The sequence below is a fragment of the Pseudoalteromonas sp. Z1A8 genome (assembly GCF_011378855.1).
Taxonomy (GTDB): Bacteria; Pseudomonadota; Gammaproteobacteria; order Enterobacterales; family Alteromonadaceae; genus Pseudoalteromonas.
The window spans coordinates 1-15120 of the sequence record NZ_WTLB01000069.1 but is presented as its reverse complement, the minus strand read 5'-3'; the positions used below and the strand labels follow the sequence as shown (position 1 = coordinate 15120).

The 15120-nt window shown below is 39.1% G+C and carries 18 protein-coding genes; 12 read left to right on the top strand and 6 right to left on the bottom strand.

What is annotated here, in order from left to right:
- Window positions 1-88: 88 nt before the first annotated feature.
- The 5 genes from GQR55_RS18230 to GQR55_RS18210 all read left to right on the top strand — a co-directional run bounded on the left by GQR55_RS18230 (window position 89) and on the right by GQR55_RS18210 (window position 4317).
- A complete protein-coding gene (locus tag GQR55_RS18230; RefSeq protein ID WP_166421735.1) occupies window positions 89-271 on the top strand; it encodes a hypothetical protein in 183 nt (60 codons plus the stop codon).
- Window positions 272-727: 456 nt separating this feature from the next.
- Complete coding sequence (locus tag GQR55_RS18225; protein ID WP_166421734.1) at window positions 728-1240, top strand: DUF2796 domain-containing protein; 513 nt, start codon at window positions 728-730, stop codon at window positions 1238-1240.
- A 235-nt stretch (window positions 1241-1475) separates the two neighbouring features.
- Complete coding sequence (folE2, locus tag GQR55_RS18220; RefSeq protein ID WP_166421733.1) at window positions 1476-2387, top strand: GTP cyclohydrolase FolE2; 912 nt, start codon at window positions 1476-1478, stop codon at window positions 2385-2387.
- Window positions 2388-2495: 108 nt separating this feature from the next.
- Window positions 2496-4124, top strand: a complete 1629-nt coding sequence (locus tag GQR55_RS18215; RefSeq protein ID WP_166421732.1) for an HAD family acid phosphatase — start codon at window positions 2496-2498, stop codon at window positions 4122-4124.
- 25 nt (window positions 4125-4149) lie between these two features.
- Window positions 4150-4317 (top strand): SEC-C metal-binding domain-containing protein, encoded by a 168-nt coding sequence (locus GQR55_RS18210; protein WP_166421731.1) that lies wholly within the window; start codon window positions 4150-4152, stop codon window positions 4315-4317.
- A 261-nt stretch (window positions 4318-4578) separates the two neighbouring features.
- Here the strand turns inward: GQR55_RS18210 and GQR55_RS18205 are convergent, their stop codons facing one another.
- A complete protein-coding gene (locus tag GQR55_RS18205) occupies window positions 4579-5079 on the bottom strand; it encodes a lactoylglutathione lyase family protein (RefSeq protein WP_166421730.1) in 501 nt (166 codons plus the stop codon).
- 119 nt (window positions 5080-5198) lie between these two features.
- Here GQR55_RS18205 and GQR55_RS18200 point away from each other — a divergent pair, with 119 nt between their 5' ends.
- Window positions 5199-6074 carry a LysR family transcriptional regulator gene (locus tag GQR55_RS18200; RefSeq protein ID WP_166421729.1) on the top strand — a complete coding sequence of 292 codons (876 nt, stop codon included), beginning with the start codon at window positions 5199-5201 and terminating at the stop codon, window positions 6072-6074.
- Between the two features lie 66 nt (window positions 6075-6140).
- Here GQR55_RS18200 and GQR55_RS18195 read toward each other — a convergent pair whose 3' ends face one another.
- Entirely contained in the window at window positions 6141-6818 is a 678-nt protein-coding gene (locus GQR55_RS18195; RefSeq protein WP_166421728.1) for a haloacid dehalogenase type II, read from the bottom strand.
- Window positions 6819-6845: 27 nt separating this feature from the next.
- Window positions 6846-7157, bottom strand: coding sequence for an EthD family reductase (locus tag GQR55_RS18190; protein ID WP_166421727.1), 312 nt, complete (start codon window positions 7155-7157; stop codon window positions 6846-6848).
- A 222-nt stretch (window positions 7158-7379) separates the two neighbouring features.
- Here GQR55_RS18190 and GQR55_RS18185 point away from each other — a divergent pair, with 222 nt between their 5' ends.
- Complete coding sequence (locus GQR55_RS18185; protein WP_166421726.1) at window positions 7380-7916, top strand: redoxin domain-containing protein; 537 nt, start codon at window positions 7380-7382, stop codon at window positions 7914-7916.
- A 168-nt stretch (window positions 7917-8084) separates the two neighbouring features.
- Here GQR55_RS18185 and GQR55_RS18180 read toward each other — a convergent pair whose 3' ends face one another.
- The gene (locus GQR55_RS18180; RefSeq protein ID WP_166421725.1) at window positions 8085-8876 is read right to left on the bottom strand and encodes a class III extradiol ring-cleavage dioxygenase; all 792 of its coding nucleotides are present in this window, start codon (window positions 8874-8876) and stop codon (window positions 8085-8087) included.
- A gap of 104 nt (window positions 8877-8980) precedes the next feature.
- On the opposite strand from GQR55_RS18180, the gene GQR55_RS18175 reads away from it, so the two are divergent.
- The gene (locus tag GQR55_RS18175) at window positions 8981-9886 is read left to right on the top strand and encodes a LysR family transcriptional regulator (RefSeq protein ID WP_166421724.1); all 906 of its coding nucleotides are present in this window, start codon (window positions 8981-8983) and stop codon (window positions 9884-9886) included.
- Window position 9887: 1 nt separating this feature from the next.
- On the top strand, window positions 9888-10835 hold the full coding sequence (locus tag GQR55_RS18170; RefSeq protein ID WP_166421723.1) for a LysR family transcriptional regulator: 948 nt from the start codon (window positions 9888-9890) through the stop codon (window positions 10833-10835).
- A 67-nt stretch (window positions 10836-10902) separates the two neighbouring features.
- Here the strand turns inward: GQR55_RS18170 and GQR55_RS18165 are convergent, their stop codons facing one another.
- Together GQR55_RS18165 and GQR55_RS18160 are read right to left on the bottom strand one after the other, a co-directional pair.
- Window positions 10903-11910 (bottom strand): zinc-binding alcohol dehydrogenase family protein, encoded by a 1008-nt coding sequence (locus tag GQR55_RS18165; RefSeq protein ID WP_166421722.1) that lies wholly within the window; start codon window positions 11908-11910, stop codon window positions 10903-10905.
- A 121-nt stretch (window positions 11911-12031) separates the two neighbouring features.
- Entirely contained in the window at window positions 12032-12907 is an 876-nt protein-coding gene (locus GQR55_RS18160) for a LysR family transcriptional regulator (RefSeq protein WP_166421721.1), read from the bottom strand.
- 90 nt (window positions 12908-12997) lie between these two features.
- Between GQR55_RS18160 and GQR55_RS18155 the strand changes: the two genes are divergently transcribed.
- The 3 genes from GQR55_RS18155 to GQR55_RS18145 all read left to right on the top strand — a co-directional run bounded on the left by GQR55_RS18155 (window position 12998) and on the right by GQR55_RS18145 (window position 15044).
- On the top strand, window positions 12998-13426 hold the full coding sequence (locus GQR55_RS18155) for a PACE efflux transporter (protein WP_024600346.1): 429 nt from the start codon (window positions 12998-13000) through the stop codon (window positions 13424-13426).
- 54 nt (window positions 13427-13480) lie between these two features.
- Complete coding sequence (locus GQR55_RS18150) at window positions 13481-14359, top strand: helix-turn-helix transcriptional regulator (RefSeq protein ID WP_166421720.1); 879 nt, start codon at window positions 13481-13483, stop codon at window positions 14357-14359.
- A 118-nt stretch (window positions 14360-14477) separates the two neighbouring features.
- Complete coding sequence (locus tag GQR55_RS18145) at window positions 14478-15044, top strand: hypothetical protein (RefSeq protein WP_206012139.1); 567 nt, start codon at window positions 14478-14480, stop codon at window positions 15042-15044.
- Window positions 15045-15120: the final 76 nt, after the last annotated feature.

Genomic DNA, 15120 nt, shown 5'->3' with positions numbered 1-15120 from the left:
ATTCACTTACTTTAACTTACCGCGCCCTGTTTATTTGTAAATTAATTGAGGCGACAACTATCCTGACACAGGGGGTATCTTTACTTGGATGATGTTTGTCGAGATTTCATTTCATTTATTTAAAACAGCAACACTTGCAGAAAAAGAAACTGCTGAGCTTGTATTTGAAGAGATTGCTGGTTTAACATGTAGGCAGCTTAAAGAAGTTTATTGGATTGATGCACTTTCTGACGAGGTTTTACTTGAACTAAATGCCCGTAAATTACTATAACTGTGTAAACCCCTTTCCAGCCGAAAGCTTACCCAGTAAATTTTACTCGTTACCAGTGAATGGGGTCCAATCTTGACTTCATACATTAAGGGTTATGAATGTCCCTTCATGGCACTCTCCAGCCACTCGACAACATAAAATACTGATATTAATCGGCAAGATATTTTACTGTGTCGGATGGCGCTTCGCTTATCGACCTACACTGGCACATATTCGGCTGTCAGATTTAATTGAATCCTATTAATCAATTTTGACAACTAAACTTATCCCCGTAATTACGACCCTTTAACAACCACGTTTAACAACAAAGCTTTTTAAACATTAGAGCGCGCTGATTCTGCAACTCCTTTTAATAACTAGTTAAACACTCTCAATTATTACCTTTTTAGGACAACATCGATACGTTATATTATAATAATTATTGCATTTGGCTCTATTTTAAGTGAGGGTTAGTTTATGAAAGTGTTTACTCAAGGCCTGAGTGTTGCCCTGCTATTAGGGTTGGGCTTTAGTGCTCATGCTCAAAAACATGTTCATGGGGAAGGGGAGTTACTTATTGCTCAAGAGGGCAATGTGCTGCAAATGCAGTCTATTATTCCGGCTGCCGATGCGCTGGGGTTTGAACACCAAGCTGCTAACCAATCTGATAAAAATGCTATTGATGTACTTGCTCAGCAATTAAAAAATAGTAGCCACGCTATTGATATAGAAGGGCAGTGTATTTTACAAAGCACCGAAAACTCACTTGCTCACAGCCATGATGAACACACAGACTTTCATAGCCACGATCACCACAATATTGAAGCCACCTACAACTTTAACTGCAAAACACCGGTTATGGGTTTTTCAGTCACACTGTTTAACTTAATGCCTTCGCTGAATGCGCTTAACGTGCAATGGATTAGCAATACGGGGCAAGGCTCAACAAAGGTGACGCGCAATAATCCTGTAATAAGCTGGCAAAACTAATATTTAGCCGCCAACGCGTATTACTCCCACATAACCTGCTAATTAAAAGAGCTTATAAGCATGAAAAGCCAACTTATAGAAATGTCAGTGTAGTAAATCAAGGTATAACAAAAACCTTAGATGTACGTATTACTCACCAATTTATTAAGCGTCTTTACGATGGCAAAACGGTCTCTAAACCAAGCAAACCTGCTATGCCTCTTGTTTTTAATCGTTAACCGGAATATTTAAATTTATGAATGCTAAAAGCCATTTGTCCGATATTACTTCGCAGTCTAATTCTCTCAATGCCCGCCCGTTACAATGGGTCGGTATGGAAGGGGTTTCGCTGCCGTTACATATTTTAAATAACAAAGGTGAGCAAATACATACTCACGCCAAGGCTGGCATATTTGTTAGCCTTAATAAAGCAAATGCAAAAGGCATACATATGTCGCGTTTGTATTTATTGCTTAATGAACAACTGGCAAATAAGCCACTAAATGGCCAGGTTTTAACAACACTACTTAAAAACATGCTTAGCTCTCAGCAAGGTTTAAGCTTAAGTGCCAAAATAGATTTAGCCTTTGAGCTTGTAATAAATAAGCCGGCGCTTTTATCAAATCAATCTGGGTTTCAGGCGTATCCAGTGGCTATTAGCAAAACCATTACAGATGGCGTTATTAATACTGAGCTTAGCCTAACAATTCCTTATTCGAGCACTTGCCCGTGCTCGGCTGCGCTTTCAAGGCAAGCGTTAAGTGACGCTGTAGCAGAGCAATTTACAGAGCAGCAGCTTGATAAAAGCGCTTTATTAGAATGGCTAACATCGCAGCAAGGCAGTGTAGCTACGCCGCATAGCCAACGCTCGTATGCGTATATAAACATGAGTTTACAAGGTGAACAACTCCCCGATTTACCCACTCTTATTAAGCAAATGGAAGAGGCTATAGGCACGCCAGTACAAACTGCTGTAAAACGAGAAGACGAGCAAGCCTTTGCTAAACTTAACGCCGAAAACCTGCTGTTTTGTGAAGACGCTGCCCGCAGGCTAAAGCACGCCCTTGAACAAAAAACAGATATTTACAACTACAGCTTTAAGGTTGAACACCAAGAAAGCTTACACGCGCACAACGCCGTAGTGTATGACCAAAAATTTCCACAATAGGACGTTAATTAACAGCGAACATTAAACAATAAGGCATTGTATACTTGACGAAGAATTTTAATGAGTCGCAAGTAATAGCAACAAAAAAATAATCCAAAGGACATAAAAATGAAGGCGTTTAGTTTATTAACTATTACCTGTATAGCAACGCTAAGTATTGGCTGTACATCAACTATTCCCACAAAAGTAGCGAATAGCTCACCAAGTAGTGAGGTTGTTACTTCCTTGCAAAGTGTATCGCAGCCATTAAAGGTGGCAACATGGAACGTAGAGCATCTTGCTTATCCAATCGATACAGGCTGTAGAACACGAACGCCAAGCGAAATAGCAGCAATGAAAGCGTATGCAAAAAACCTAGACGCCGATATTATTGCGCTACAAGAAGTGGGATCTAAAGCGGCCTTACAGCAAATTTTTTCTGAAGACGACTGGCAACTTATTATGTCTACCCGAGCAGATAGTAAAGCCTATACGTGCCGACAAACAGGGGCTTTATCAACTCAACAAAAAGTAGCCTTTGCAGTAAAAAAAGCAATGCCTGTACTCAATACTGCTGCCATAGATCAATTAGCCTTAAAAAGAGCAGGGCTACGCTATGGCTTACAAATAACGGTAAATACACCAAACGGCCCAACCGATATACTTAACGTACACATGAAAAGCGGCTGCTTTGTAGATGACTACCTTAAAAGCGACTCACCAGCGTGTAAAACCTACGCCCAACAAGCACCTATTCTTGATAGCTGGATAGCAAAACGAGAAACTACAAATACGCCATACATTGTACTGGGTGATTTTAACCAACGTATTTCTGCACCTTATAACCGATTAACGCGCACTTTATTAAGCAATGAGCGCTCAACGAGCATTACTACTAGCCATTTAATTGGTTGCCAAGCACGCTACCCAGCGCCTATCGATCATATAATTGTGGGTAAAATGGATGCTAAAAGTATCGCAAAATCAGCCCAAGTCCATAAATATAAAAATATGGATGATAAAGCCATGCTAAGCGACCATTGTGCGGTATCGGTTTCAATTACAGATAACGCAAATGCGCTATCAGCATCGGTTTTATGGCAAACAACTAGTAAAGAGTATCAGGCATTAACAACTTATATGTATCAGCAAGCTCAAACTGCGGTTACGAAATTACCACGCTCTGCAACTAACTGGGTTGCTGTGATGGATGTAGATGAAACCGTACTCGATAACTCTGCCTATCAAAAACAAACCGAACTTAGCGGTAAAGGTTATACACCACAAACATGGCAAGCATGGGTAAAAAGCGAAAACGCAACGCTAGTACCTGGCGCTAAATCGTTTATAGAAGCGCTTTACAAGCAAGGAGGCAAAGTAGCACTGGTTACTAACCGCGATAAAGCAAACGATGTACACACATGGAATAATCTTAAAGCAGTTGGCTTACCTGTAACGGTTGAAAATACCTGTTTAATGGGCCGTTCAGAGGCCGATAAAACCGCTGTAGATGGCAAACACTTTATTAATGATAAAGACCTTCGCCGCCAACAAATAACACAAGGTACAGCCGATTGTTATACACCAAAGGGCATGCAAAATAACTGGAAACAACCGCAGGTTATAAAGTTTCAGGTAGGAGACAACATAGAAGACTTTAGCGGCATCACGCAAGAATCAGCCAATATAGAAGCGCTACAACCAAAACTTGGTAAGTCTTTATTTTTACTACCAAACCCTATGTATGGCTCTTGGTAAACACGACTAAAAAAAGGAATATGAGATGACAGATAAATCGCCTGCACCAACTGGCTCTAGCTGTACTAATATAAGCTGTTGCCCGCCACCGCAAAGCCCAATAACCCGTGGCATGCCTAAACTAGGTCGAAACGACCCGTGTGTATGCGGTAACGAGCGTAAATATAAAAAGTGTTGTGGGAAAAGCGCTTAACGCGTACTTATCACTTTTTATTAAAGCTAAAATAATAGGGCTAACGCAATGTTAACCCTATTATTTAGCCTGATCTCTGGTTAATAAATTTAATAACACGTTGAATAATTATGGTATTTAAGGATGTTCCTCTCTAACCAAAATTTTCAGTGAAAATAAGGCGAATCTACGTGTTATAGCTGGCCTATTGCAAATAAATTCAACGCAATTAGCGCTAAAAAAGGCTGCTAGATATAGATTTATTATCCACAGTTCAGACTTTTAGTAAGCGCCTGCGCTGTATATAAGCTCGTAGCTGTGGCTGTAAATCTCAAGAATATTACCAAACGGGTCTTCCATGTAGATCATGCGGTATGGCTTTTCACCAGGGTAGTAATAACGTGGGGCTTCCATACGTTTTTTACCGCCAGCCTCCACAATACGCTCGGCTAACCCTTCTACATCTGGGTCTTGAACACAAAAATGAAAGATGCCTGTTTTCCAGTATTCAAAATTGTCTTTTGGGTTTTCTTGGTTTTTAAATTCAAAAATTTCGACACCAATACGATCGCCTGTAGATAGGTGTGCTATTTTGAATTTTTCCCATTTTTCACCAAACACTTCTGTACACATTTCACCAATTGGGCTGTTATCTTCAGTTATTAAAGTGGGTTCCATTATGGTGTACCAGCCCATCACCTTAGTGTAAAACTCTACGGCTTTTTCAACATCCGGTACTGAAATACCAATGTGCGAAAAACTACGTGGATATGTATGACTCATAATGCTTCCTCTTTAACGTGTGACTTATTTTGTCTTGCGACTAGTTGATGGAGTTAGTTTACGAACCGCTACATATTAAGTAAAATTATCATTAATCATCATTTTGAGTACATTTTGTAATGATAAATCCAACATGGCTAAACACCTTTTGCACTTTGGTTGAAGTAAATCACTTTACCCAAACAGCTGAGCGCCTTTATATGACCCAGTCTGGCGTAAGTCAGCATATTAAAAAGCTAGAGCAGCAAGTTAACTGCGCTTTACTTGAGCGCCATGGTAAGCAGTTTTCTCTTACTCCTCAGGGCCAAAACTTATATCAGCAGGGCAGCCTACTTCTTAAAGATTGGCAGTTTTTAGAACAACAATTAAAAGATGATTCGCCGTACAGCGGAGCGGTAAAGATTCAATCTCCAGGCAGTTGTGGTTTAAAGTTTTATAATCAATTATTAGCACTGCAATCTGAGTATAAAGAGCTGATTATTGATTACCGCTTTGCGCCCAATGTAAGTGTTGAACAAGCTGTAGCAAACCACAGTGCCGACATCGGGTTTTTAACTCAAGCTCCAACATTTAGCGAACTAACCAGCCATAAAATAAGCCAAGAGCCACTACTACTTGTAACGCCTGCAGGTATAAACATGCCTAATTGGCAAACCCTGTGTGAGCTAGGGTTTATTGCTCATCCCGATGCAAGCCATCATGCGCAGCTACTACTAAGCGAAAACTACAGTGAGTTTGAGCATATTGACCAAATAAGACGTACGGGATTTTCTAACCAAATTAGTTTGATACTAGAACCTGTAAGCTTAGGGCTGGGTTTTACGGTATTACCTGCTCATGCTGTAGGTGCATTCAATAAGCCACAACTTATAAAAACACATCATTTAGAATGTCCGGTTAGTGAATCTATTTATGTGTGCCATCACCGAAATAGGCCGTTGGCAAAACGTATGAATACAGTAATTGAGCTAATAAAGGCGGGAATAAATAGGTAAAACGTAAACCCCCTTTACACCGACGATGTAAAATTTAATACCGAGCATAAAGGGGATGTAGTTAAATTAATTAACGCTTTCTAATTTAGCTTTTAAATCGAGTAAGTCGGTTGCGATGGTATTTGGCTGTATTTCCCAAGGATCGAAAATAGACTCTTTAGATCGTTGAATCCACGCCGCGCGCATACCATGCGAAATAGCGCCAGTTACATCAAACGGGTTGCTTGATACAAGCCATGTGTTTGCGCCGGTTGAATTGGTTTCGCGTAAAAAGTGACTATAAACCCCTGGGTTTGGTTTAAAGGTTTTAACGTCGTCGGCGCTTACTACGCCTTCAAAGTATTCACTTATTCCTGCCGTTTCTAGCAAAGTATTTACTGCATCGGCAGCACCATTTGAAAATGCGAACAAGCGATAGTCTTGTGCTTTTAATTGTTTAAGGCCTGCTTTTACATCGTCGAATGCTGGCAAGACTTTATATTTGTCGAGTAATTGTGTTTTTTGAGCGTCACTCAACTGTGTTTTATGCGCTAAACACGCATAGTCGAGTGCGTGTTTTGTACATAGCGAAAAGGGAATATAATTTTGCATTAAGCCGCGCCTAAACGAATACTCTAGTTGTTTTTCGCGCCATGTATTTGAAAATGCTTGGGCGTTATCGCCAATCATGTCGTCGAGTAAGGACAGCACACCATGGGTATTAATAAGCGTGCCGTATACGTCAAATGCGAGTGTAGTTGCCATATTTCCCTCTTAATTTTGAATATAAATTTATAGCTTAATTTCGCTAATTTGGATTTGTGGTTGCGTGTTTGTAAAGTTGACTAAGTCGGCCAAAATTTTATCGGTATGTGGACCAAATGAATTTTGAAATGATTCTACCGATTCAAATACAAGATGACCCATCGCTATATATGCAGGCGCTTCGTTTGGTGCACCGCCAGCAAGCCCGGCATCTACAGAACCACTAATTAATGCATCCCCTAATAGCTCTGTAATTAAAGGTATATGTACATTGCAATAATAATCAAAATCAAATTGGGCATCGCCTTTATTTGGGTATAGAACTGAAACTTTAATCATAATAAAATCCTAACTTTTAGGGAGTGCAAACAGTGCACTTAAATGTACCAATTTTTACATTGATGTAAGCCATAAGTGCGCTTTAATTAAACATCATAAATAGATGTAGCTGAACTCACTATAAACAAAACTGAACGATTGCTCAATTAATTATTGAACACTTGCTCAAATTAATTTATATTTGTCGTTGATATCTTATTCTATTATTAATTAAGGCTATTTATGAGCACGCAAAAATTACATCCTGGCGATACATTTCCTCAAGTAAAAGTGACGCTTATTGATGACAGCGAAATTAATTTAGGAAAGTCGGAAAATGGATTACCGTGGCAAGCTATTTTTGTTTATCGTGGTAAACATTGCCCTATTTGTACATCTTTTTTAAATGAGCTAGAAGAAGTTAAGTCGGCACTGGCTGATGCAGGCATCGATATAATTGCAGTATCGGGCGACTCTAAAGCGCAACTAGAGGAGCACATGGCAAGCTTAAGTATTTCGTACCCTATTGCATATGGCTTAACTGAAGAGTCGATGCAGGATCTTGGTTTATATATTTCTAAACCGCGTTTTGCAAAAGAAACCGATCATAACTTTAGTGAGCCGGGCCTATTTGTAGTCAATGAGCACGGTAAATTGCATGTGATTGATATTGCAAATAACCCTGTTAGTCGCCCAAATTTAAAAACTTTGGTAGGTGGACTTACATGGATCCGCGATCCTAAAAATGATTACCCAATTCGTGGTACTTTAAACTATTAAATTTTAATTTAAACACCCTAAGTTCAAGTTTAAGCTTAAAACACTTGAACTTGGAGCATTGATACAACGCTTGGCTCTATTATAATGAGTTACAAAACCTGCGTGCAGCTTTAAGCAAAAGCAAAACCAATCCAAAAACTAAATAACCCTCCTACATATACAAACCTTTTAAGTGAATTTATACGCATCAAGCGCTAAAACCCCCATTTCGATATCACTAAATATTTTTTCAACTTCATTTGTACCTGCTCCCATAGCCGCAAAAAGTGGTAAAAAGTGCTCTTGGGTAGGGTGATTAAATAATACGTGGGGCGCTTGGTTTAAATAATCTAACAGCGCGGGTGTATTTTGCGCTAAAAGCGTTTGTTCAACCCATTGAGTAAACTCATTAACCATTTGAACGCGATTAGGCGTAGGTGGTTTTTTAAATATTTCGGGTAGGTTATGGCTAATGCCACCTGAGCCAATAATTAATATATTTTGATCGCGAAGCGGTGCAAGTAACTGCCCGTATTCGTACATTGCCTTTGCGCCTAAACGGGTATTAATAGACACCTGCACAATAGGTATATTTGCCGCTGGATACATTAACCGCAGTGGTATCCACACGCCATGATCCCACCCTTGCTTTGCATCAAGCACAGCTTTAATACCTTTAGTGCTAAAACGCTGTGCAATGGTATTGGCAAGTACGGGCTCACCTGGTGCTGGGTACTGAATTTGATACATGTGCGCAGGAAAATTATAAAAATCATGAATAGTCTGCGGTGCATTACCGGCAGTGATCACTATGTCGTGTGTTGTTTTATCGTTAGCAATATCAAAGTGCGCCGAAAAAATAACAATAGCGCTCGGTGTTTTAAGAGTTTGACCAAGCGATGTTAAAAAATCAGAGGTTGCCGATTGCTGTACCGCCATCATTGGCGAGCCGTGAGATATAAATAAAGCGGGCTGAGTCATGCTATTACCTAATGAGTCTATTTTGATATAGCAATTTTATTACTTTTTAATTTGGTGATAAATGTGCTATTTATTTATAAATTACAAACAAGATATTGTTAAAAATGGATAAGCTAACCACTATGAAGGCCTTTTTAGCCGTTGTGCAAGAAGGATCGTTTTCAAAAGCGGCCGATAAACTCGATATTTCGCCGCAATTAGTCAGCAAGTATATTTCTGCGTTGGAAGACAATTTACACACGCGTTTATTGCACCGTACAACGCGAAAAGTAAGTGTTACAGAGGCCGGAAACCAATATTATCAGCGTTGCCAACAGGTCGTTATTGATATTGAAGATATGGAAAACTCACTCAATAACTTAAGCGAAAATGTATCGGGCGTGCTGAGTATTAGTGCGCCTATGTCGTTTGGGGTTAAGCATTTGGCAACGTTACTGGTTGATTTTCAAAAGCAGTATCCAAATTTAAAAATAGATTTACGATTGACCGATCAATTTGTAGATATAGTTGAGCAAGGTATTGATATAGCACTGCGTATCGGTACGTTAAAAAACTCAACATTAATAGCGAAGAAAGTAGCGCCTATTCGCTTAGCAATATTTGCATCTCCTGCCTATTTAAAACAAAACGGCACGCCAACCACATTAGAAGCGCTGCAAGAACATAACTATTTACGCTATGCTCACGCCGAGCCTACAAAAAGACTTAAAGGCTATGATGAGCTAAAAAATGAATTAAAGCTTGAAAGTAACTTAGTAGCTAATAACGGTGATTTGTTACTAAACACAGCCATTGCAGGAGGCGGTATTACCATGCAGCCTACGTTTATAGCAGGTGAGGCACTGGCTCAAGGTAAAGTGGTACGCATTTTAAAAGACTATGAGCCCGAGCCAATGGGGCTTTACATGGTGTATGCTAATAGGCAGTTTTTACCCAGTAAAGTGCGTGCTTTTGTTGACTTTACCAGTGGCTATTATGGCGATGTTCCTTATTGGGATTTAGGAGAGTGATATGTCGATAACTAATCAATTAACGTTATTTGTAGATGTAGTGCAACAAGGCTCATTTGCTAAAGCAGCAGCACTGCATGATATGGATAATTCGTCGCTGTCTAAACAAATTAAAAAGCTCGAAACCAGTTTAGGTGTGCAACTGTTAAATCGCTCAACGCGCTCATTTTCGCTCACCTCCGCAGGAGAGGAAATTTTAACGCAAGCGCATATTCTTATTGATACACTTTCTGATATCCATAGCATAGCCGACTCGTATCAGGCAAAGCCAAAAGGTATTTTACGCATTACCTCGGGTATGTTTTTTGGTCAGCAGTATATTCAGCCCGCTATTAATATATTTATGCAAAAGTATCCTGAGGTAAAAATAACCTTGATGCTTGACGATAAGCGTAACGATATTATTGCCGATCATTACGATTTAGCCTTTAGAATAGGCAAACTCAACGACTCTAATTTGATGGCTAAAAAAATTGCTAATATGCACTTTGCGCTTGTTGCATCACATGATTTTATAAAAAAGCACGGAATGCCTACCACACCAGAGGATTTATTAGCTTTACCCGCTATTATTTATGGCAATGGCGATGTAAGTCTCGACCAAGTTAAGTTAAGTACTGAGCCTCATGGTGATGAGCAAAAAATACATAAAATGAAAGGCAATTACAAAGTGAGTGATGTACGCGCTATGGTCGATGCAGTAAAAGCAGGGCTTGGGTATGTAATGCTCGATTTATTTAATTTAGAAGAACCTATTGATAAAATGGGCCTTGTGCCGCTTTTAACTAATTATAAACTATCAACTATGGGCACAGGTATTTACGCGCTTTACCCTCATCGTAAACAAACCCCATTGGTAAGTGAGTTTATTAAAACCGTGCAAGAGTATATTGGTACACCGCCATTTTGGGTTGAACATATGCCTAATTACAAACAGTTATACAAATAACAGATATAAAAAAGCCCCGTTAGGGGCTTTGCTTTGTATACTCAAAATGTATTTATAGAGTGGTTATTTAAAAACCCTCTAAAACAACTTTACCTTTAGCCGTTTGCGTTTCAAGATGCTGATGCGCTTTACGTAAATTAACGGCGTTAATAGTGCCTAAATGCTCACCAAACGTTGTTTTAATCAGGCCTTCGTCAATCATCCCCGCTACGTTATTTAAGATAACGTGTTGCTCTTGCATATCGTCTGTTTTAAATAATGAACGAGTAAACATAAGTTCCCAATGTACCGACACACATTTTGTTTTGAATGGCACAATATCAAGCGTTTCAGGGTCGTCAATCAGTGCAAACTTACCTTGTGGCTTAATCACTTTAACTATTTCAGGCAAGTGTTGAGCTGTGTTATTTAAGCTAACAACATAATCTACTTCACCTAAGTTTTTAGCTGCAAACTCTTCGCTTAATAAATTACGGTGATTAATAATAGTATCGGCACCTAAATCCTCTAACCACGACGTGGTTTCGGCGCGAGACGCTGTAGCAATAATTTTAAGCTTAGTGCGCTGCTTTAACAGTTGCACCATAATTGAGCCTACACCGCCGGCAGCCCCAATCACTAAAATACTTTTAGAATCATCATTTTCAGCTACGTTTAATCTATCAAACAACAACTCCCATGCGGTAAGGCTAGTAAGAGGAAGCGCTGCGGCTTCAAAGTTAGATAACGTCGTTGGCATTTTACCTACAATACGCTCATCAACTAATTGAAACTGTGCATTACTACCTGAACGCGTTACATCGCCGGCATACCAAACTTTGTCGCCAGGTTTAAATAAAGACACATTTTCGCCAACAGATTTAACAACGCCTGTAGCATCAAAACCAAGTACTTTGTATTCGCCCTCTGGCGCTGGCATTGATTCACGAATTTTAAAATCAGCCGGATTAACAGATACAGCTTTTACTTCCACTAAAATATCGTGGCCGTGTGCTGTTGGCATTTCAAGTTCGATGTCTTGAAGTGATAGCTCGTTTGAAACAGGTAAGTTTTGTTGATATCCAATTGCTTTCATGTGTTTTGCCTCTAGTCGTTTAATTCGCTGTGTTGATGACGCTATTTTGGCTTTATCGGCGCAGTTAAAAAAGAGGTAAAAAGCCCAATCATTATGGAAATAATATTCCACAATAGAAATTTTATAACAGCCCTAGTAATACACTTCGAAGCGCTTTAAACACTTTTTGATTACTATGCCGCTGATGCTGTAATACATCAACATTAGCCAACCAACCCATTTCTTCAAACTCAAGAGGAAGTTTAACCAGCTCACCACTTTGTACTGCATCTAGAGCTACATGGTTTGGTAATAAGCACCACCCGTTACCTTGTATTGCTAGTTCGAGTAATACAAAGTAATTATCGGCATACCAAATCTCTGGGCTAATTTTTAGCTGAAAGCTGCTTGTTTGTGTATTGCGCGAACGAAGAAGAAGTTGTCGATGTAGCCGAAGGCCATCCATATTTTCACATCTGCCCCCCGCTAAAGGGTGCGATTTAGCAACATATAAATCAAATTTTACCGATCCAATACATTCATAGTCTAAGTAACTCGGTATATTTAATTCACTAAAAATAATACCCGTTATAGGCTTTTCGCTATTTAGCATGTCAATTATGTCATGGCTCGATGCACTTAAAAACTCAAGCGATACATAAGGATACTTAGTTTGCAGCTTGCTAATAATACTTGCGATAGTTTTAAATGGGACCCCTTCGTCAAGTGCGATAGTGATTTCGGTTAGTGTTTTTTCGTTTAGTGCTAATGCAGAGCTTGTTAATCGCTGGTGTTGATTAAGCACAGCCTTAGCCTGAGGTAGTAACTGTTTACCGGCATCCGTTAATTGTGGATAGCGCCCTGTACGCTCAAATAATGTTGCATTACAGTCTATTTCTAAATTAATAATATGCTGACTTACTACCGACTGCGCTTTACTTAAACTACGCGCTGCGGCCGAAAACGAACCAGCCTCAACGGTAGCTACAAATGCCTGAAGTTGTTCAATACTAAACATATCGTTTTTACCGATACTAGCTAACTAACATGTATCTTAATAATGAATGAAAATAACCGTCTCGTCATTCACTAAAGAACTTATTTATATATGAACACATTAGAACGTATTTTTCAGGCCCTAATATTTGAGATGATTGCATTATTTATTATTGTTCCTGCATCTGTTTATTTTGGTGGGTTTGCAACAGGAAAAATGGCAATTGTAGGTATTGGTTTATCAATTTTTGCCATGTTGTGGAACTACATTTACAACATAGTGTTTGATAAAATAGCAGGGCATAACCGAAAAGATCGCAGCTTACTAACCCGTGTTACTCATGCATGTGGCTTTGAGCTGGGTATGGTTGTAATAACGCTGCCAATGCTCGCTTGGTATTTAAATATTACATGGCTGGCTGCTGCAGCATTAGAAGCAGGCTTTTTAGTATTTATACTCATTTACACGTATATCTTTAATGTACTGTACGATAAGCATCAGCCATACAAAAAGTGGGTTAATAAATCGCAATGTGCTTGATAAGCTAAAGCTAACTCACATACACTTTATAAAACACATAAAAAATAAGCCCGAATGGATATTCCTAACATTGGTTTTAACCATGATAAGTCAGCGCAAGCTGAGCTTGAAATATTGCCTCTTAGTAATTTGTATGAGCGAGACATAATTTCTCACGACCCGCAAATGCCGCATCGAGTCTCGTTTTATATGATTATTTATATAGAACAGGGCAGTGGAAAGCACATGGTTGATTTTACACAATATTCATTTGAGCCAAACACACTTATTTTTTTACAACCCGACCAAGTGCACGCGTTCGACTTTAGTAAGCAACCAACAGGGTATGTTGTATTGTTTACGCAAACATTTTTAGACCGCGTGCATACCAATATGCGCTTACCAAATTACACACCAACCCATTTAAACCAACAACATACGCCATTACTTAACTTAAATACGCATAGCCAAGCACGAGTATTAAGCGCAATAAACGAAATGAAAATAGAAATAGCGCACCCACAATCAGACCCACTCATAGTAATGTATTTATTTAGTGCGCTAGCTTTAGGGTTGCACAGGTTACGTCCACAATTACGCCACGATAAAATAAATCCAGAGCAAAGCATTAAGCTAGGTACATTTTATACTTTGCTACAAAGCCATTTTTTAACTATTCGCGATGCCAACTGGTATGCAAAAAAATTGCACACAACTTACAAAACCCTTAATCATATTTGCAAATTAAGTACTGGTCTTACCGCTAAGCAAATGATTGACGCATTTACCTTAATAGAAATAAAACGCCGCTTAATAATAAGCAATGTAACAACACAAAAACTCGCTTACGATTTTGGTTTTGAAGATGCTAGCAACTTTGTAAAATATTTTAAAAAACAAACAGGAGCTACACCGAGTCAGTTTCAAGTACGCCATAGTGCCACTACTTTATAGCCGACTTAGCTTAGATTGGCGGGGTTCGATTTTTACCATTTTAGCGCCAACTTACACTCTACTGCACATTATAAATATTACATAAAATGCCTGCATACCAATAAATAAGGGCATTACAATGAAACCATTATCACTACTTACTCGCAGTGTGTTAGCGACTGCAGTTATTAGCTTAACTGCATGTGCAAGTGTACAAAAAACCACATCTGAGCAAACTACACTTAGTAATACCGATAAAGCGGTTGCAGTTATTTCAAGCATAGAAACAGGCGATGCCAAAGCCATTAGCTATATAAACCCAACTCAATACACACAGCATAATTTAGCCGTTAAAGATGGCCTTGCAGGTTTTGGTGAAGTACTCCAGCAATTACCTAAAGGCAGCGCAAAAGCGCAAGTGAAACGCGCTTTTTCTGATGGTAACTACACAGTTACACATACTGAATATAACTTTTTTGGTCCGAAAGTTGGCTTTGATATTTTTAAGTTTGAAAACGGTAAAATTATAGAACACTGGGATAACTTACAAGCCATTACACCTGTAAATCCAAGTGGCCGCACGCAGTTAGATGGCGCAACAGCGATTACCGATTTGAGTAAAACAAAAGCCAATAAAGCGCTAGTTAAAGGCTTTGTAAATACCATTTTAATTAACGGCGACATGGCTAAAATCAATGACTCTTGAATTCAAGTATTAAGTGCAATCATTATGCAGCCACCAGAACTTCTGATTGCCCCGTAAATAATTCATGAGGGGTTTT